The organism is Paenibacillus sp. O199, from assembly GCF_001636635.1.
GTDB classification, from domain to species: Bacteria; Bacillota; Bacilli; order Paenibacillales; family Paenibacillaceae; genus Paenibacillus; species Paenibacillus marchantiae.
In genome coordinates this window covers 46,868-66,216 of record NZ_LGRP01000008.1, presented here as the reverse complement: position 1 = coordinate 66,216, position 19,349 = coordinate 46,868, and the positions used below count along the sequence as shown (strand labels likewise).

The window sequence follows — 19,349 nt, the reverse complement described above, 5'->3', positions numbered from 1 at the left end:
CCCCTTGCCGCAGCCTAGAATACGGCATAATCCTTTTCAATTTTACGCACAGCATAGTTTGCCAGCAGGACAAGAATCAAACCGACAACCGATTGATACAATCCTGTAGCTGTACTCATTCCCGTATCACCCATAATGGTCAAGCCGCGGTATACAAACGTGTCGATGACATTGGTGACCGGATACAGCGCACCAGAGTCCCGCGGAACCTGATAGAACAGTCCAAAGTCGGAACGGAAGATCCCGCCGATCGCCAGAATGGTCAGGATGATCATTAGTGGTCTGAGCAGTGGCAGCGTAATGTACCGGATCTGTTTCCACTTGGTGGCGCCGTCGATCATCGCTGCCTCATAATAAGAACGGTCGATACCTGCGATTGCTGCCAGATACACTACACTGCCATAACCTGCACCTTTCCACAGGCCGAGCAGAATGAGAAAATACGGCCAATATCCTGTCTCACTGTACCAACTAACCGGATCTCCACCAAAATAGGTAATGATCTGGTTGAACACACCCTTTTCCACACTCAGAAACGAGAAGACGAAATAACTGATAATAACCCAAGACAGGAAATAAGGCATAAACATCGCGGTCTGGTAAATCTTCGCCAGCCGTTTGTTCAACAGTTCGTTCATGATGATCGCAAGCGTCACCGCGAGCACCAACCCGAGAAAGATCAGACCCAGGTTATACAGAATGGTATTACGTGTGATGATATAGGCGTCACTGGTGGAGAACAGAAACTCAAAGTTCTTGAACCCAACCCATTCGCTTTTTAGAACGCTTTCAAGAAATCCGCCCGGATGTATCCGGAAGTCCTTAAAAGCAATAATCGTTCCGAACATTGGCAAATAGGCAAAAATGATAAACCAAGCTGCTCCCGGCAGTACCAGCAGAAGAAACGCCTTGTTCTTCATCAGACTTTTGAAGATGCCCTGCACGGCTGTCCCTCCTTATAATCTCGTTCATTATCGCTTTAGCTGCATCCAGCATTAATCCCCTATAATCAACACTGGATCTAAGCTCTTTTGGTGCTTTGGATTTCCTCGTTCACTCCTACCTCCATTATGCAAGCGCTACCAATTTTGAGATAGTTGAAAAACCCAATAAATTGATGGATTAATTAAAGATCGTGCTTTCATTGCATAACAAAAAAGACACCCCCACATGGGGAGTGTCTTCATTCAGCCGGAGCCCCCGGCTTATTTTTTCATGTAGATCGAGCGCAGCTCCGTAGGAGAAACGCCAGCATATTTCTTAAACTGTCTGTAAAAATATGTGGAGTCCCAATAGCCCACCTCTCCCGCTATTTCTGCCGTCTTTTTGTCCGAATATAACAGCAAATGAGTGGCACGCTCGATTCGGTACTGGTTCACATAATCAGAAAAGGTGGTACCGACCTCTTGCTGGAACAATTGGCCGAGGTAGTTCGGATGAAGCTCCAGCCTCTGACTGAGCGTCTTAAGTGAAAGCTCATCCTGATAGTGATTTTTCACCACCTCCAGCACAGCCATGATATGCGGACTGTACGTTTTCTCGGCAGTATGGTATGTATCCAGCGTGTGATGAACAACCTTTCTGACCAATTGTTTCAGTTTGCTGAGCGTATGAATTCTGGACAGGGGGCCGAAGATGTCCCCGTAGTCAGGCGTTTTCTCTAGTTCCTTGGCGGCCAGCATAAGCTGGATCGCAGAATTGAAGAACGGTGTTCTCGGGAGGCAGGGTTCCTTACCCTCAGCAATGAAGAATTCGTCGATGAACCGATCCACCTCTGTACCTTCACCATCCCGCAGCAGTTTGTGGAACTGCTCCATCGCTGGCCCAGGCTTCTCTTGATGCTGATTGGTAGCTTCTTCGTTCTCCACTTGCATGATGAAGGTATTACAATCCATAAACAAATGATTCTGAAGCCACAGCTTTACGGACTTGCAGCTCTTTGGAAAACCCAGATAGGTCGACTCGGATTGACCGATGATCCCCCATACACGTGCACCTGTGTCCTCAGCAACCGCTTGCTTCATTTTGGTGAGTGCCTGAAGCTGCCATTCATCACTACCTTCCGTACCGGCTGAAACGAACAGCAGCATGATGTCTCCGTCCTGATCAGGAAAACAGATGATACCGCAGCCATCCGGGAGGCCTTTGTTCCCGATCTGCTCACACTGCTCAGCAATTCCCGGCAGATACATCTGGGGATCATCCCCCTTGTCATCTCCTACAATCCTTAGAGAAGCCGCACAATATGTGGACTTGTTCATGGGAATCTCAAGCATCTGCGCACGCTCACGGAACTCTTTGGCGTCAATGGTTTCGTTCGCCCACCGCTGCAAAATATTGTTGCGCAGAATCCTCCAGCTCTGATCCATTTGAATCTGGCGCATCTCTTCGTGCTCCCAATCCCGCTGCATATGCTTGATGGTCGCTTCCAGTTCATCCATATTGACTGGCTTGAGCAGGTAGTTCTCAACCCCCAGTGAGATGCCCTCCCGCACATATTTGAATTCTTCGTAACCACTTAAAATAATGAATTTGGTATATGGATTGCGCGCTTTAGTCTCCCGGATCAGTTCAAGTCCGGTCATTTGCGGCATCATGATATCCGTAATAATCAGATCGACAGGAACCTCCTCCATCATTGCTAGCGCTTCCAACCCATTGCATGCCGTTCCGGCAATCTGCATGTTATTCTGATCCCAATCAATGATCGCTTGCATTCCTTTGACAATAAGCGGCTCATCATCGACCAACATTACACTTCTCATCCCGTTTCCTCCCTTGTAACTGGAATGCTGATGGTCACCTCACATCCTTCGCCTTCCGCACTGTTCAGGTGCAGACCATAATCACTGCCATAATTCAGACGTATGCGGTCGTGCACGTTCTTAAGACCCAAAGATCGGTCAGATGTCTCAGCAGCTTCATCGCCCTTATGCAACCCATGTTGCAGTTCAAGCAGTCTCTCCGCGGAAATCCCCTTTCCGTTATCCTTTACACGGATGTGAATCACGCCGTTCTCTTCTTCAGCTGTGATGGAGATCCGGTTATCATCATCATTCGTACGAAAACCATGCACAATGTAATTCTCAATAATCGGCTGGACCAGCAACTTGACGACCATGCTTCCCGCAGCTGCATTCTCGATATGCGTCTCCACGTGCAGCTTGTCCTCATACCGATATTGGACCAAAGCCAGATACATGCCGCACAGCTCTATTTCCTCCGCCAAGGTTACATGAGTCTGCTTTTTGATCAAATGACGGAACATCGTGGCGAGAATATAAATCATCTGCCCAACATCCCTCGCTCCCAAACTGATGGCTTTCATGCGGATACTTTCCAACGTATTGTACAGAAAATGGGGATTGATCTGGGCTTGCAAAGCGACAAGCTGCGCGTTCTTTTGTTTGATCTCCGACACATATACCGTTTCTATGTAAGACTCCAGCCGATCACACATATGATTAAATCTCTGCGAAATCTGCTGCAGCTCATCTTCCCCCTCCATCTCGATACGTTTACTCAGATCACCCTCCTGCCAGCGCCGCATGTAAAGCACGAGTCTGTGAATTTTTTTGGAATAACGGCGGATGATGGTGAACGTCACCGCAATGCTAATCATGATGCACAGAATCACAATCCCAATGAGGCTGAAACGAATCGCCTGAAGGCTCTGTTTGATTTGCGACTCCGGAATAATAGAAGCCACGACCATTCCCGTATTCCCGATATTCAGCAGCTGCACCTTGGAGCGCTCCTCCAGATCCACCCAATCCTCCGGTAAATTCATCTTCCCCCAGTACGGGTAGACGGTGTTGTCATACTTGCCCTTTGAATCGAAAATCACCTGACCTTCCCCTGTCATCAACATGATCCGACTGTTCTTGCCGCCCGGTCTGTCTCGAAGCAGCCCTTTGATGCGGTCTGTATTCAGCTCAAACATAATTGCACCGTACTGCTTCAATGTCACGGAGTCTTTGAGCACATTCGCGTAGCTGTACGGGGTAGGCTCATCAGCCATTTTCCCTTCGAAAAGCGGTTCGCTGCCCATGTACTGCCAAGGTGCACTCCTCAGCCGCTGGAACCAGTCCTGATGCCCTGCAGAAAGCTTGGGATGATAGTAAAAGTGCTGGGTCTCCCGATTAAGAACATAGAAAAAATCCTGATCCGTGCTGTATAACACGACATTTGCAATCGAGGCCTCATCCTTTAACAGCAGACGTAATTGATAATCGAAGTTCCCTCGCTCTGTACGGTAGCTGTAAGCATATTGATTCAGACGCCAATTGAGAAAATCCTCGTATTCATGAGTCAAAAAATATTTCAGATCATCGCCGATCATGGCGTCGGTATAAATCTGCTGCACGGCATTATACAGGCGTTCGTACTGCTGATTCAGGTTGATACTGACAATATCCAGCTCCTGCAAACTGGCATCCATTTGTTCCTGTACCACTCGCTGTTCATAGTAGCGGTAGGCCAACACCGAGATGCTGATGAACAACAGGACCATCACCATGGAATAAAACAGTAGGATTTTGTTGAACATTTTTTTCTTCAAGTAGTTCTTATAGATGGTTCGTATCCTGGACATTCGCGCCTGAGCACCTCCTCCAGACCAATTTCCAACTCAGTGTATCACCGTTTGGTTAAATTCGACAATCACCTGCACATAGAACCAGTAATCCATATTTTGATTTGTCAAAATCGAATGGAAGCGCTATAATGGGCGCATTCCCCTATAATAGTTATGTAATACATAATCGCTTTGGATGCTCTCTATATATGAATCACTCCCCGATAAAATGAACTGGGGGTTTTTAACGATGTTTCTTACTGAAAACAAACTACAAGCACGTATTCATGAATTATCCGAGCTCCGTTACCGGGATCGTTTGCCTTTAAATCATTTTCTTGCCTGCGAAGACCGCAGGCAAGAGATCAACCCGGTCCTGCCGGGAGACGATGGCCATTGGAAGCCTATGTATACAGGAGAAAGTTGGTCCGGTCGAGATCTCTATTTGTGGCTGCGTACAAAAGTCGAGTTCCCTGCCTCCTGGGAAGATAAACGGATTGTCGGACTGTTTGATTTCGGCGATACCGGGGGTGGTAACAATTCCGGCTTTGAATCACTGTTCTACTGGGATGGAAAGCCGTTTCAAGGCGTAGATTCCAACCACAAGGAAGTGTTCTTTCCAGCCTCTGCCGCAGGCAGCACCAACGAGTTGGTCTTCCGCTTATGGTCCGGTCTGGAAGGTGGCGGTCAGCCCCGCAACCAGACGCATACGTTCAGACAAGCAGAACTGTGTTGGCTGGATGAAGCTGTTGATGATCTTGTATTTACAGGGTCAGCAATTCTGGAAACGGTCAACATTCTGGATGCCCATGCACCTGAACGCACAAAGCTGCTTCATGCACTCCAGCAGTCCTTCCGCCTGATTGATTGGTCGCAGCCTAAGTCCGATGTCTTCTATACCTCTGTGCATGAGGCAAGGGATGACCTGAGCGCCCGATTGAGTGCGATGGACAAAGCCTCTGATGTGACCGTCACTTGTATCGGCCATACTCATATTGACGTTGCCTGGCTGTGGCGGTTGAAGCATACGCGCGAGAAATGCGCCCGTTCCTTCTCTACGGTCATGCGCCTGATGGAGATGTTCCCGGAGTATGTTTTCCTTCAGACACAGCCCCAATTGTACGAATATGTGAAAGAGGACTACCCGGAACTGTACGAATCCATCAAGGAGCGTGTCGCTGAAGGACGCTGGGAAGCGGGCGGCGGCATGTGGCTGGAGGCTGACTGTAACCTGACCTCGGGCGAATCCCTGGTCCGACAATTGCTGATTGGCACTCGTTTTCTCAAAGAAGAATTCGGGACGGATTGCCGATATCTATGGTTGCCCGATGTATTCGGCTACAGCTGGTCTCTGCCGCAAATTCTGAAAAAATCCGGCATTCATACGTTCATGACGACCAAAATCAGCTGGAACCAATACAACCGCATGCCATTCGATACATTCCACTGGCGCGGAATTGACGGCTCAGAGGTGCTGACCCACTTTATTACTACACCCGAGCCTTGGTCCGAGCCGGGGTCTTGGTTCTATACCTATAACGGAAAAATCATTCCGAAGACGGTCAAGGGCATCTGGGATGCCTACCGCGATAAGGAGATGAACCAGGATCTGCTGCTGTCGTACGGATACGGAGACGGCGGAGGCGGAGTTAACCGCGAAATGCTGGAGATGAGACGGCGGCTGGATCAACTGCCCGGATTGCCCAAGGTCAAGACAGGACGCGCAGATGATTATTTTGAAAAGCTGCAGGAGACGGTCGAGAAAACCGATTCGTACATCCATACATGGGATGGTGAACTGTATCTGGAGTATCACCGCGGAACGTATACCAGTCAGGCGTACAACAAACGGATGAACCGCAAGCTTGAGCTGGCTTACCGCGAAGCGGAGTGGCTGAATGCATTGCAAAGTATTGTGCACAATGACTGGAATCTGTATCAAGCGAAGTCCCTGACTGCGGGTTGGAAAATCATTTTGCGCAACCAGTTCCATGACATCATTCCCGGTTCCTCCATCACAGAGGTGTATGAGGATAGCAGAATTGAATATGCAGAAGCTGAGCTGATTGGCAATCACGTGGACACGCAGGCTCGGATGGCAATTGCTGGCAGCGGAGAATCTCCGTGTACGTACACCATTTGGAACTCCTCCCCATGGGTCGTTACAGAAATCGTGAGCATTCCTGCGGCATCAGGCGAATTGGAAATGGGAACTTGGTTGAGCGATTCCGGTGAGATTCTGAACGCTCAATACCAGGATGCACGTTGGTCCGTCGAGGTAAAGGATATTCCTTCGCTGGGGTATACCACAATTCACTTCCAGAGCAATACGGTAAACGATATCCCTGAGCAATCTCCATTCATCCACACAGCTAATGGAATCGAGACACCATTCTATCTGCTCGAGTGGAATGAGAATGGGCAGTTGACCCGCCTTTACGATAAAGAGTCACATCGTGAGGTGCTTGCCAAAGGCGCTAGAGGCAATGTGCTTCAGGTGTTCGAGGACAAACCACTTGCCCACGAGGCCTGGGATATTGATATCTTCTATCAGGAAGATATGCGAGAGATTACGAAATGCACCAGCATTGAAGTCGTAGAGACGGGGCCACTTCAGTCCGTGATCCGCTTCGCTTGGGAATACCTCGGCTCCACGATTACGCAGAACATGACTGTATATACCGGGCAGCGACGAATCGATTACGCCACTGAGGTGGATTGGCATGAACAGCAGCAACTGCTGAAAGTTGCCTTCCCAGTCGGCATCCGCTCTACGGAAGCCACCTACGATATTCAGTTCGGTAACGTTAAACGGCCGACGCACTGGAACACAAGTTGGGACTGGGCGCGTTTCGAATCTGTTGGCCATCAATGGGCTGATCTGTCCGATAGAGGTTATGGCGTCAGTTTGCTGAATGATTCCAAGTACGGTTATGACATTAAAGACAACGTCATGCGGCTGACCCTGATCAAGAGCGCTACGCACCCTGATCCACATGCCGATCAGGGACTGCACAGCTTCACCTATGCTCTTCTTCCGCATCAGGGAGATTGGCTCGTTGGCGGAACCGTGCAGCAGGCCTGGCTTCTGAATGCTCCAGCTCGATATACACAAGGGGTATCAGAGCAGCCAAGTCGATCCATGCTCACCTTGTCCGGCAGCACAGCCATGATCTCGGCAGTTAAGAAGGCGGAGGATTCCAATCGTGTCATCGTACGCGTTCATGATTATTCAGGCAGCATGAATACGCTTGAACTGACAAGCGATCTACGGATTCACGCGTGGAGAGAATGCAATCTTATGGAAGTACCAGAGGGCGAACTCCTGTATGATACACCGATAACTTTTGCTCTTGAACCTTATGAAATCAAGACGTTTGAGATTGATCTGAGAGTATAATCCTATAACTGCAGCAGCTTAACCAAAGAAACCAGCAAGTCCCCAGATGATGGGCGAATTGCTGGTTTCTTCGTGTTGTAGTTATCCGGTCGTTATTCAGGCAGTAACGGAGATCGCAACCTGTGCTTCTTAATGACGTATTATAGAACTAAATGGAAAGGATGGCTTTTATATGGGAGAGTCACTCAAAAAAATGAAGTCCCCCACCTTCATTTTCTTTTCATGCGTTCTGGTCCTGTCCGTAATCATCGCGATCCTGTCCAGACCTTATTTCACAGAGCCGATTTTCCATGTTGAGAACAACAAGTACACATTGGATATTGAACAAGGTAATCTAATGACTTATCGCAGCGGAACGGCAGATCCTATTCAAGTACGCCTTGATCATCAGGAACGGACTGTTTACATCAATCATCAGCAATATATCATCACGAAAATTGATTCTGCATTCAGTACAACGTATAAGTTGATATATCCTAACGGGAACAAGTATGAAGTCCAAGATCATTCCGGACAATTAATAAGTTTTGATGCAAAAGGCAATAGCGTTTCCGAGGTCTTCTTGTACGTTGGCAGTCAAAGAGTACTTCAGGATGGGGAAGAACAATTCTCTCCTGCAACGCTTGTAACAGCCGCTTACCCAGAATATCATTACACTCGTGGTGCTCCAGGTTATCTGTTTCTCGCATTAGCCGCAGTGATATTTGGATGGTGCAGCTTCCGTTATCAAAAATTTCAAAACTTCCTTTTCTACCTCTCACTTCGTTCGTTCTGGGCGAACGATGTCGAGCCTAGCGACTTTGATTACTTTTTGAGCAAGGTATGCGGGATTGTCGTTATGATAGGGGCTGTCTGGATCGCTTTTAAAGCATTCTGAACTGGAAACAAGTTCGATGTGCGATAATTGATTTATTTTACCGTCTCCAATGTATATCGATTGCGTGGAATCTCAAGCCCCAGATTACCGCGCAGTGTCTCATGCTCATACTCGGTACGGAACAGGCCTCGCTCTTGTAAGACAGGTACGACCAGGTCCACGAAGTCCGCGAGTCCGTTCGGCACAACTGTGCGAATATTGAAACCGTCCGCAGCTTCGCCTTCGAACCACTCCTGAATCTGATCAGCGATCTGATCCGGTGTACCGATAAAAGAAGTGCGAGGCGTCGATGCAAGCAATGCCACTTGGCGGAGGGTCAGTCCCTGTTCTCGTGCCTGCTGCTTGATCTTGTCTGTTGTACTGCGGAAGCTATTACTTCCCAAATCACCAATCTCGGGGAAGGGCTCATCCAATGGGAATTGGGCGAAGTCATAATGATCGAAGTATCGGCCCAAATAGTTCAGTGCCTGGTCAATACTGACCAACTCCGCGATCTCCTGGTACTTGCGCTCCGCTTCTTCCTCCGTTCTGCCCACAATGGGACCGATGCCAGGGAAGATCAGAATATCTTCTGCCTTACGACCATAAGCCACCGCTCTTGCTTTCACATCCGAATAGAACTCCTGAGCTTCCTCCAACGTCTCATGCCCCGTGTATACAGCATCGGCCGATCGGGCCGCCAGATCCTTGCCGGATTCGGAAGAACCTGCCTGGAAAACGACCGGATGTCCCTGCTCCGAACGCGCCACATTGAGTGGACCCTGAACGGAGAAGTGATCTCCCTTGTGGTTCAGCGTATGCAGTTTGGATGAATCGAAGAAAACACCGTTCTCTTTATCCCCGATAAACGCGTCATCCTCCCATGAATCCCACAGCCCTTTGACCACATTCAGATGTTCTTCTGCAATTTCGTAGCGCAGCGCGTGGTTCGGATGTTCACCTTTGCCAAAATTCAGCGCTGAGCCTTCCAGTGGCGAAGTGACTACATTCCATCCGGCTCGTCCTCCACTAATATGGTCCAGGGAAGCAAATTGTCTTGCCACTGTGAACGGTTCACTATATGAGGTGGACAACGTCGCGACCAGCCCGATGTGTGAGGTTGCTCCTGCGAGAACGGAGAGCAGGGTTAACGGTTCAAAACGATTCAGAAAATGCGGGTTGGATTTCTCGTTAATAAAGAGGCCGTCGGCAATAAAGAGAAGATCGAATTTCCCTTCCTCCGCCTTAATCGCCTGTTTCCTGTAGAAATCCAGATTTACGCTGGCATTGATCGGAATATCCGGGTGTCGCCAAAAAGAGATGCTATTTCCCACTCCATTCAAGTTTGCTCCCAATCTCAATCGTCGTTGTGACATATTGATTCCTCCCTATGTTGTAGTGATGACCATTTAATTCAGTCCAAGTACCTTTTTTTCTCTGAGGATCATTTCATCATTTCTTTATGCTGTTTCCGCCTGCTTCTGCTGCTGCCATGCCCAATCCCGGTTTATTCGCCTCGTTCCTTTCGCTTACCCGGACTGTCCAGGCTGCTCCCAGAAGGACAATGCCCGTTAGGAGAAAAATAAAAGGAATCCCCGTCCATCCGCCCAGAAAACCGCCGAGTAACGGGCCGAGTACAATACCGAATTGATTTGCAGTCTGACTCAGACTGACAGCCCTTCCCCGGAAATCACGGTCAGCATATTTGATGATTAACGCATTCAAGGCCGGATACACGGCAGCAAAGAACAGACCGTAGACAAATCGCAGACTTCCAAAATAAATGAGGTTATACGCCGTCAGTTGCAGTAAACTACCAATGCCGCCGCCCAGCAGGCCGATAAACAGCGTTTTCTCGTATCCGATTTTCCCACCAATCCGTCCCCAGCGCGGCCCCATTATTACCGTTGCCACGCCGATGGCTGAGAAGACGATTCCTGCACTAAGTGTTGCACTACTAACGTCTCCACCAATCTGGACCACATAAAGCGTCAATACAGGTTCAATAATGAGCACGGAAGTTGAAACGAGTAAAATCAAACCATAGATCCGCATTAATCCCGGAGTGGAGGCAGCTTTTTTCAGATCACCCAGAATACTTGTGCGAACCACAGTGCGGGGGCCGCGGGCTTCTTTTACCCATATCACCATCACAGCCGAGAGCAGCGTAATGATTCCCGATGCGATAAAGCATCCGCGCAGCCCGATCCAATGGCTTAGTACTCCACCCACAAGCGGTCCCAGAATGCCTCCGGCAGCCGTGGATGTAGAGATGACACCAAGCGCATAACCTACATGCTTCTCTGGTGTATTGGTGCCGACCAACGTAATAGATGCAGGATTGAAGCCGGCCATGAGTCCTTGAAATATCCGCACAGCGATAAACGTGTAAGGATCATAAACGAAATAGTTAGCCAGATGAGCAATGGCGAGGCCAACGCCCGAACGAATCAGCATCAGTTTGCTTCCATATCTGTCAGCCAGCGAGCCCCAGAAAGGAGCACATAGTCCGCTGATCAGAAAGCTGATCGAGATCGAAATGCCGGACCAGACTTCCAATCCGCTCTGAATACCGAGATCATTTTGCAGAAACAGCGGAAAGAACGGCACAGACAAGGTGTAAGCCATATGATTAAAAAATAGGCCAAACCACAGAATATACAGATTTCGCTTCCAATGCGGCATCTTGGTATTCTCCATACTATATAATTCCTATATAAAAAGTAGGTTATTATCCATATTAGGATACCGTCACTGGAAAGTATAATAGAAAAGTTCAATAGACCCATTCAAGAATTAAATGAATGGGTCTGTTAGATGCTGCTATTTTGACCGTAACAATTAGTGCACTTGAACGGACATGAACACATCCACCTCATCTTCACTGTCCAAAACAAACCCAAAGCGCTCATACAAACGCCTAGCCGGACTGCCCTGCAATACATTTAAAGTAACAAGTTTGCCCCGGACCTCATCCCGTTTCAGCAGCATATTCAGCACTTGAGTTCCTATTTGTTGACCCTGATAATCGGGATGAATATAGAAATGCTCAAGTAGCATCTCCTCTGACTTGGGCTTCAACGCTACACACCCCACCAGTGCACCCTCGACCTCAATAATCCACGTGTGGACAGGGTCAAATGTATTACGGAAACGTTCACGGACCTTCACCTCATCGTACCTTTTCAACCTGTTTAAATCATCATATAGAACCACAGCTCGCAACTCAGCAAGGTGCTCCTGATCTGCCTGCTTGGATTGACGCATGGTGATTTGGATCATTGGAAAGACTCCTTTTTCTTCGATTATTTTATTCTGTATTCTAGCTATTCAGATTGTCTATATTGGATTCGGTGGATCATTGGTCTATGGGGATTTAATAAATTCATTCGACCCCAATTATACAGGAAAAAGCAAGCTATTTTTATGTTCTGAGCGTTTTCCAAGGCGAAAAACCTGACAACCTATGTTGACAATATATGCAAACCACTTTAATATACCTAGTATTCTTATCAGCTTTTAATAGTTTCTCGCATTCTACATCGAATGTGTGCATTTCTGTGCGATTATTAATTGAACAGTAGTAGATTAAATGGGAAGAGTGCTTAGAGAAACAGAACAGGAGATTTGCATCATGTATATTGTTAAACGCTTTTTCACCATGCTTTTGACGCTCTGGATCATTGTGACGCTGACCTTTCTAATCATGCACATGATCCCTGGAGACCCTTTTTCTAACGATTCCAAAACGATACCTGAAGCTGTCCTGCAAAATATGCGTGCAAGATACCATCTGGATGAACCGCTTGCTGTCCAGTATGCACTGTATTTGAAAAATTTGCTGGTACTGGATCTGGGACCCTCCATCCAGTCCAAAACGACCGATGTCAACACATTGATCGCACGAGGGTTTCCGCCCTCCGCCCTTCTTGGCATCCAGTCCATTGTCATTGCACTGATTGCAGGCATTGCACTGGGCACGGTTGCCGCCCTGTTCCACAAAAGGCCGCTGGACTACATATCCATGTTCATTGCCATCATCGGGATATCCGTCCCGAGCTTCATTCTTGCACCGCTGCTCATTAAATATGCGGCTGTCCAATGGAGGCTCTTCCCCGTTGCATCCTGGGGAACCTGGCAGCATACGATACTGCCCTCGCTGGCTTTGTCGGTAACACCACTGGCTGTCATCGCTCGCTTCATGCGGACCAGCATGCTGGATGTGCTGCAGCAGGAATACATAAGAACAGCAGAAGCCAAAGGATTATCTACCTGGTCAGTCGTCATCCGGCACGGAATGCGAAACGCGCTCATTCCGGTATTATCTTTTATCGGGCCGCTCTTCGCCTCCGTAATCACCGGCACCTTCGTAATTGAGAAGATATTTGCCATTCCGGGAATCGGCAAATATTTTGTGGACAGCATCTTCAACCGTGATTACCCGGTCATCATGGGAACGACGATCTTTTACAGTGTCATTCTGGTCGTAACCCTCTTCCTGATCGACCTGTCGTACCGGATCGTCGATCCGAGAATCAAGCTTTCCAGCAAAGGAGATTAGCATGAAAGCTACAACTACAGACCCCATTACATCGGACCCTCGCTTCACACCGGCAGATCGAAGCCGATTGAGTGCGAACCGCATATCCAGCCCGGGTCTTCCCTTATGGAAGCAACGTACATACAGTATTTTTCGTCATCGATTATCCTTGCTTGGTTTGTTGTTGCTCGTTGTCATTATTGCGCTGGCTCTGGTAGGTCCGTTACTGGTTCCCTACTCGCCAAGCTCACAGTCCCTGCTCAAGACCAATTTGCCACCCTCCGCTGATCACTGGTTTGGCACGGATGATCTCGGACGGGATATGTGGGCCCGTACCTGGTCAGGAGCTCGTATATCCCTGCTGATTGGCTTTACAGCCGCAGCCATAGACCTCGTGCTTGGCGTCCTGATTGGCGGAATCGCCGGTTACTGCGCCGGACAGGGACGGACAGGAGATCGAATCGACAGCCTTTTGATGCGAATCATTGAAATTTTGTACAGTATCCCGTATTTGCTGGTTATCATCCTACTTCTTGTCGTTATGAAACCGGGATTGTTAACGATGATTATTGCCCTGTCCATTACTGGTTGGGTTGGGATGGCCCGCGTCGTCCGAGGTCAGATCCTGCAATTGAAACAACAGGAATACGTGCTTGCAGCGCAGAAGCTCGGCACATCCCATGCCAAGATCATTTTCAGGCACCTGCTGCCCAACGCGGCTGGAATCATTATCGTCAACCTGACCTTCACGATTCCATCGGCTATTTTCTCCGAATCCTTTCTGAGCTTTTTAGGACTCGGTATCCAGTCACCCATCGCTAGCTTGGGGACGATGGCCAACGATTCGCTTGGGGTCATTCTGAGTGGACAATGGTGGAGACTGTTATTTCCCGGTCTAATGATCTCGCTCACCATGTTTGCATTTAACGCTTTCGGTGATGGGCTGCAGGATGCTTTTGATCCGCGCTCCAACCGTTAAGGAGGTTCACACCATGAGTCATTTACTGGAGGTCAATCATTTGAAGGTCTCCTTTGCCACACGTGATAAAGAACTTGAAGCTGTAAGAGATGTTTCTTTTCACGTCGATGAAGGAGAGACACTTGCCATCGTCGGTGAAAGTGGGAGTGGAAAAAGCGTAACCGCCCGTTCCCTGATGGGGATGTTCTCGTCACCAAACGGCCGTATTCGCAGCGGCGAAATCCGCTTTGAGGGGCGGGTTATCAGCGGATTATCCGCTAAAGCCATGCGCCGAATCCGAGGCTCCGAGATCAGCATGGTGTTCCAGGACCCCATGTCTTCTCTGAATCCAACGATGAAGGTCGGTATTCAGATCGGCGAGGGACTTCGCAAGCACCGCAAACTATCGCCAAAAGATGCCCGGGCCAGATCTGTAGAACTGCTAAACCTCGTGGGTATTCCTGATGCACCAAGCCGCTATCATCAATATCCTCATGAATTTAGCGGCGGAATGCGTCAGCGGGTTGCCATTGCGATGGCACTTGCCTGTGATCCCAAGCTTCTGATCGCCGATGAGCCAACGACCGCTCTCGACGTTACCATTCAGGCGCAGATTCTGGATATTCTAAGCAGCCTACAGCAGCAAACGGGCAGTTCAATTTTGCTGATTACCCATGACCTGGGCGTTGTCGCCGAAGTGGCTCACCGCGTTGCTGTCATGTATGCAGGCACCATTGTGGAGACCGGCACGGTGGAGGATATCTTTGATCGGCCACGCCATCCATATACGTGGGGACTGCTCCAGTCCACCCCGCGACTGGATGATACAGAACATGACAGGCTAATTCCTATTGAGGGCTCGCCCCCGGATATTGCTGCGCTCCCGCCTGGCTGTCCGTTCGCAGACCGATGTCCGCACACGATGGATATCTGTTTGACGGAAATGCCTGATGCAACCATATTTTCATCAAAACACAGTGCCAGATGCTGGCTAAACGATCCTCGAGCTCCTCGAGTGGATGACCGTATCCCGGCAGAAAGGAATGAGCATGACCGAATCTATAATTGAAATTCGCAATGTGAAGAAGCATTTTCACGGCCCGTCCAATCTGACCGTCAAATCGGTTGACGGCATCAGCCTGAACATCCGTCGGGGAGAGACACTCGGGCTTGTCGGCGAGAGCGGCAGCGGCAAATCTACACTAGGTCGAACCATCGTGGGGCTGCTGAAAGCTACGGAAGGACAGATTTTGTTTAACGGACAAGATACCGGACAGGCCAAACCGCGTGAGAAGCGGGAGTTGAACCGCCATCTGCAGATGATCTTTCAGGACCCGCACGCTTCGCTTAACCCGCGGCTTCGCATCGGAGATATTATCGCTGAGGGGCTGGATGCTTACAAGCTGGCTCGAGGAAAAGCGCGAAAAGACATCATCGCAGACTTGTTGCTGCGCGTCGGGCTTCACCCGGATCATGCCCACCGCTTCCCCCATGAATTCAGTGGAGGACAGCGCCAGCGCATCGGGATTGCCCGGGCACTTGCCGTCAAGCCACGTTTCATCGTAGCCGATGAACCCATTTCCGCGCTGGATGTGTCCATTCAGGCACAGATCGTCAATTTGCTGAAGGACCTGCAGCGCGAAGAGGAACTGACGTATCTATTTATCGCGCATGATCTGGCTATGGTGAAGCATATCAGCGACCGGATCGGAGTCATGTACCTGGGTAAAATGATGGAACTGTCCGGACGGGACGATCTGTTTGCTAATCCGCTCCACCCCTACACTCAGGCGCTGCTGTCGGCCATTCCCGCCGCACATCCCCGTTTAAAAGGGCAAAGGGAGCGTATTCGGCTTCAAGGGAATCCGCCCAGTCCCATTCATCCCCCGGCGGGCTGTCCGTTTCATCAACGATGTTTTGCCGCGATGGATGTTTGCGCAAACCGCATGCCTGCCGGAAGGGAGGTCGAAAAAGGACACTGGGTAGCATGTCATCTTTACGAATAACACGAATTAATCATTAATGGAGGAATGAACAAATGAACAAAACAAAAACGAACTGGACCGTCTCTCTCTTGCTCGCAGCATCCGTTGCCTTGAGCGCATGCTCCAGTTCGACAACTGACAATGGTGCCACTGCTTCAAAACCGGACAATCAGGCAGCAGCGGCAAACGTTGAGCAAGTACTGAACACAAATCTGGCCGGTGGAGAACCATACACACTGGACCCTGCACTGGCATCTGACACAACATCCTACTGGGTGATTGATAATCTGTATGAGGGACTGTATACATACGACAAATCAGGCAAAATCGTTGAAGGGGCAGCAAGCAAAGTCGATGTATCACCGGACGGTAAAACTTACACGTTCACTATCCGCGACGATGCAAAATGGTCGAATAACGAACCTGTAACTGCCAAGGATTTTGAATACTCTTGGAAACGTGTATTGAACCCTGCCACTGCCGCTTACGACCCCTCTTCTCTGTATTACATTAAGGGTGCAGAAGCTTATAACACGGGAAAAGGAAAAGCTGAGGATGTCGGTGTGACAGCCAAAGATGACCATACACTGGTGGTTGAGCTGAAATCTCCGCTGGCCTTCTTCCCAACCATTGTCGTTGGCCATGCTTATCTGCCGGTTCAAGCTTCCGTTGTGGACAACAATGAGAAGTGGGCAGCAGAAGCCGATACGATTGTAGGTAACGGTCCTTACATTGCTAAGGAATGGAAACACAATGAACAAATTACACTGGCCAAAAATGATCAATACTGGGATAAATCCAACATCACAATGGATACCATCCATTTCAAAATGGTTCAGGACTCCAACACGTACTATCAACTGTTCAAAACGGGTGAGCTTGACCTGATCCTCTCCCTACCAGTGGATACGCTTGATCAGGAGCGGAACAATGCCGAGTTCCTGTCCCATCCTTCGTTCAGCGTATATACCTACTCCTTCAATGTGGAGGAAAAACCTTTCACGAACAAAAAGATCAGACAGGCCCTAGCTTATGCACTTGATCGTGAAGCGTTGACGACAAGTGTAACCAAGGGCGGTGAAACACCAGCTTTCGGATATGTCCCTTACGGCGTAACAGCACCATCCGGCAAAGATTTCCGGGAAGAGGCGCCAACCCAATATTATGCGTACGATCCGGCAAAAGCCAAAGAATTGCTGGCGGAAGGATTGAAGGAAGAAGGCTTGTCTGCACTCCCGACAGTTACCTTCAAATACAATACGTCCGACAAACATAAAAAAGTAGCCGAAGCCATTCAGGAAATGCTCAAAACTAATCTGGGTATTGAAGTCAACTTGGAGAATCAAGAATGGAAAACTTACATCGATACCTTCAAGCAAAAGAATTTCCAAGTCGCACGTATGGGCTGGGAAGGAAACTTCCTCGATCCGCTGGGTGTGCTGGAACACTACACATCGAAGAACTCCAACAACTTCACCAACTGGAGCAATCCTGAATACGACAAGCTGATCAGTGAATCCACGTTTGAGCTTGATCCAGTTAAACGGTTTGAAGAGCTGCATCAAGCCGAGGCCATTCTAATGGACGAACTGCCAATTATACCGATCCTCTTCTCTGCCGACACTGCATTGATTAGTCCTAGTATTGAGGGCGTTATCTTTGACACTCGTTCCAACCCGGATCTCCGCTTCACCAAGCGGGTAGCCGAGTAATGTTTATCCGTTACGCTCTGGCCGGTCTGATAACGGCTCTGGCCGCCTATCTGCTGGACTTCTGCGGAATACTAGGCGGCTTCCGGTGGCCTACATGAAGGTTCAGACCAGCTGTTTGTCGCCGGTCTGATATGTCTCTTGGCCGGAACAGCAATCCATGTGCTGCAGACTGGGTTCATGAACCCCTTTCTGCAAGGATTCGGTGATCTCAAGCGCATGTTTGTCAGAGAATCGAACGCCCTGCAACGGGAAAATGAACGGATTCGCACCCAGACAGCTCTGCCGTTCTGGAAAAAGTCCTTACTCCGCCAGCTCACGGTCTATACCTTGGGCGGCGGTTCAGGTCTGATTCTATGTTCACTGCTGTTGCTCTGGCCCGTATCCTACTAAATCCAACATAAAAGAATCGCTCTCTGGTGCGGCTTGATGCCTGCACTCCAGGGAGCGATTTATTTTTCTACGCCACTATTTTACACGGAAATTTCTTTCTTCTGCCTAATGATTAAGCGGAATCGTTCGATTCGTCCTCTGCTATACATTTCCGAATAAAATCAAATAATCCCTTAGCCTCAACCGACCGATGTCCCCAATCATGCCAAAAGTACAATACCTGTCCCACGGTTCCAGAACTTGATGGGTCTGTGTCCAGACATAGATAATCCCCACCGCCATTTTCTGCAATCGGAATCCATTTGCAGTTCCACAGTACTGGCTTAATGGCATCATCCTCAATCTCGGGCTCCATCTCGTCCGAATCGAATTCTTCCTGCAAAAAGGCCCAGTTCTCCTTCACCTGATCCAGAGGTGACAATGTCAGGGTACGAACAAAGGAATCTACGCCAACATTCCAGGCTTGTCCGTTATGCACACGATACAGAGCCTTCATCTCTTCAGGCAAGGTCACGCCAAGTTCGTTTTCTACGGATCGAAAATCTTCATCGCTCGCACCAGGTTGAAGATTCAGTGCTACCTCAAAATCTGCATTTGCTACCGTCCCTTTTGCAATAATACGTTGCCACAGCAGTTCTGCTTGCTTGATCATTCTACATCCTCCTTCTTGTACGCTTTATAGATTGTCTAGTCTAATGATATAGAAAATCTAACTGTACGATATCAGAGATAGGAAATACAAGGGAGTGCATGACGATCTTGTTAATCCCATCATTTTGCCAAATCAAAAAGCACCGCCCAACGGATTAATTCCGTATAGACAGTGCCCATTGTATAGCCTTTTTAGTGCATATCATGTTATTAATATTGTCTATATAGATTTCAATGCATGATTAATCTGTGAGGATTTAATAAATTCATCTGTCCAGAGC

The 19,349-nt window shown here is 48.7% G+C and carries 15 protein-coding genes; 8 read left to right on the top strand and 7 right to left on the bottom strand.

What is annotated here, in order from left to right:
- Positions 1–14: 14 nt before the first annotated feature.
- The 3 genes from A6049_RS14285 to A6049_RS14275 form a co-directional block, all read right to left on the bottom strand.
- Entirely contained in the window at positions 15–920 is a 906-nt protein-coding gene (locus A6049_RS14285; protein ID WP_205524889.1) for an ABC transporter permease, read from the bottom strand.
- A gap of 285 nt (positions 921–1,205) precedes the next feature.
- Positions 1,206–2,765, bottom strand: a complete 1,560-nt coding sequence (locus tag A6049_RS14280) for a response regulator transcription factor (RefSeq protein WP_063565308.1) — start codon at positions 2,763–2,765, stop codon at positions 1,206–1,208.
- Complete coding sequence (locus A6049_RS14275; protein WP_063565307.1) at positions 2,762–4,594, bottom strand: cache domain-containing sensor histidine kinase; 1,833 nt, start codon at positions 4,592–4,594, stop codon at positions 2,762–2,764. The genes A6049_RS14280 and A6049_RS14275 overlap by 4 nt, the downstream gene beginning before the upstream one ends.
- A gap of 232 nt (positions 4,595–4,826) precedes the next feature.
- Here A6049_RS14275 and A6049_RS14270 point away from each other — a divergent pair, with 232 nt between their 5' ends.
- Positions 4,827–7,976, top strand: a complete 3,150-nt coding sequence (locus A6049_RS14270; protein WP_063565306.1) for an alpha-mannosidase — start codon at positions 4,827–4,829, stop codon at positions 7,974–7,976.
- Positions 7,977–8,148: 172 nt separating this feature from the next.
- Positions 8,149–8,853, top strand: coding sequence for a DUF6199 family natural product biosynthesis protein (locus A6049_RS14265; RefSeq protein ID WP_063565305.1), 705 nt, complete (start codon positions 8,149–8,151; stop codon positions 8,851–8,853).
- Between the two features lie 32 nt (positions 8,854–8,885).
- On the opposite strand, the gene A6049_RS14260 is transcribed toward A6049_RS14265, so the two are convergent.
- The 3 genes from A6049_RS14260 to A6049_RS14250 form a co-directional block, all read right to left on the bottom strand.
- Positions 8,886–10,208, bottom strand: a complete 1,323-nt coding sequence (locus A6049_RS14260; protein ID WP_063565304.1) for an LLM class flavin-dependent oxidoreductase — start codon at positions 10,206–10,208, stop codon at positions 8,886–8,888.
- A 76-nt stretch (positions 10,209–10,284) separates the two neighbouring features.
- Positions 10,285–11,532, bottom strand: coding sequence for an MFS transporter (locus A6049_RS14255; RefSeq protein ID WP_063565303.1), 1,248 nt, complete (start codon positions 11,530–11,532; stop codon positions 10,285–10,287).
- 141 nt (positions 11,533–11,673) lie between these two features.
- Positions 11,674–12,114 (bottom strand): GNAT family N-acetyltransferase, encoded by a 441-nt coding sequence (locus A6049_RS14250; protein WP_063565302.1) that lies wholly within the window; start codon positions 12,112–12,114, stop codon positions 11,674–11,676.
- A 352-nt stretch (positions 12,115–12,466) separates the two neighbouring features.
- Between A6049_RS14250 and A6049_RS14245 the strand changes: the two genes are divergently transcribed.
- The 6 genes from A6049_RS14245 (at position 12,467) to A6049_RS14220 (ending at position 18,417) form a co-directional block, all read left to right on the top strand.
- On the top strand, positions 12,467–13,393 hold the full coding sequence (locus A6049_RS14245; RefSeq protein WP_063565301.1) for an ABC transporter permease: 927 nt from the start codon (positions 12,467–12,469) through the stop codon (positions 13,391–13,393).
- Between the two features lies 1 nt (position 13,394).
- Positions 13,395–14,351, top strand: coding sequence for an ABC transporter permease (locus A6049_RS14240; protein ID WP_063565300.1), 957 nt, complete (start codon positions 13,395–13,397; stop codon positions 14,349–14,351).
- Positions 14,352–14,364: 13 nt separating this feature from the next.
- The gene (locus tag A6049_RS14235) at positions 14,365–15,399 is read left to right on the top strand and encodes an ABC transporter ATP-binding protein (RefSeq protein ID WP_063565299.1); all 1,035 of its coding nucleotides are present in this window, start codon (positions 14,365–14,367) and stop codon (positions 15,397–15,399) included.
- Positions 15,380–16,336, top strand: coding sequence for an ABC transporter ATP-binding protein (locus A6049_RS14230; protein ID WP_063565298.1), 957 nt, complete (start codon positions 15,380–15,382; stop codon positions 16,334–16,336). Before A6049_RS14235 ends, A6049_RS14230 begins: the two co-directional genes overlap by 20 nt.
- 32 nt (positions 16,337–16,368) lie before the next feature.
- Positions 16,369–18,027: a peptide ABC transporter substrate-binding protein gene (locus A6049_RS14225; protein WP_063565297.1), complete on the top strand. Its 1,659-nt coding sequence runs from the start codon at positions 16,369–16,371 to the stop codon at positions 18,025–18,027.
- 111 nt (positions 18,028–18,138) lie between these two features.
- Positions 18,139–18,417: a DUF3899 domain-containing protein gene (locus tag A6049_RS14220; RefSeq protein ID WP_095206098.1), complete on the top strand. Its 279-nt coding sequence runs from the start codon at positions 18,139–18,141 to the stop codon at positions 18,415–18,417.
- Positions 18,418–18,529: 112 nt separating this feature from the next.
- Here A6049_RS14220 and A6049_RS14215 read toward each other — a convergent pair whose 3' ends face one another.
- Positions 18,530–19,069 (bottom strand): SMI1/KNR4 family protein, encoded by a 540-nt coding sequence (locus A6049_RS14215; protein ID WP_063565295.1) that lies wholly within the window; start codon positions 19,067–19,069, stop codon positions 18,530–18,532.
- Between the last annotated feature and the right edge of the window lie 280 nt (positions 19,070–19,349).

Bases quoted from the DNA above. Each gene is read 5' to 3' on its own strand.
- A6049_RS14215 (WP_063565295.1), bottom strand. From the start codon at position 19,069: ATGATCAAGCAAGCAGAACTGCTGTGGCAACGTATTATTGCAAAAGGG.
- A6049_RS14250 (WP_063565302.1), bottom strand. From the start codon at position 12,114: ATGATCCAAATCACCATGCGTCAATCCAAGCAGGCAGATCAGGAGCAC.
- A6049_RS14255 (WP_063565303.1), bottom strand. From the start codon at position 11,532: ATGGAGAATACCAAGATGCCGCATTGGAAGCGAAATCTGTATATTCTG.
- A6049_RS14265 (WP_063565305.1), top strand. From the start codon at position 8,149: ATGGGAGAGTCACTCAAAAAAATGAAGTCCCCCACCTTCATTTTCTTT.
- A6049_RS14225 (WP_063565297.1), top strand. From the start codon at position 16,369: ATGAACAAAACAAAAACGAACTGGACCGTCTCTCTCTTGCTCGCAGCA.
- A6049_RS14270 (WP_063565306.1), top strand. From the start codon at position 4,827: ATGTTTCTTACTGAAAACAAACTACAAGCACGTATTCATGAATTATCC.
- A6049_RS14245 (WP_063565301.1), top strand. From the start codon at position 12,467: ATGTATATTGTTAAACGCTTTTTCACCATGCTTTTGACGCTCTGGATC.
- A6049_RS14285 (WP_205524889.1), bottom strand. From the start codon at position 920: ATGAAGAACAAGGCGTTTCTTCTGCTGGTACTGCCGGGAGCAGCTTGG.
- A6049_RS14240 (WP_063565300.1), top strand. From the start codon at position 13,395: ATGAAAGCTACAACTACAGACCCCATTACATCGGACCCTCGCTTCACA.
- A6049_RS14280 (WP_063565308.1), bottom strand. From the start codon at position 2,765: ATGAGAAGTGTAATGTTGGTCGATGATGAGCCGCTTATTGTCAAAGGA.
- A6049_RS14230 (WP_063565298.1), top strand. From the start codon at position 15,380: ATGACCGAATCTATAATTGAAATTCGCAATGTGAAGAAGCATTTTCAC.
- A6049_RS14235 (WP_063565299.1), top strand. From the start codon at position 14,365: ATGAGTCATTTACTGGAGGTCAATCATTTGAAGGTCTCCTTTGCCACA.
- A6049_RS14260 (WP_063565304.1), bottom strand. From the start codon at position 10,208: ATGTCACAACGACGATTGAGATTGGGAGCAAACTTGAATGGAGTGGGA.
- A6049_RS14275 (WP_063565307.1), bottom strand. From the start codon at position 4,594: ATGTCCAGGATACGAACCATCTATAAGAACTACTTGAAGAAAAAAATG.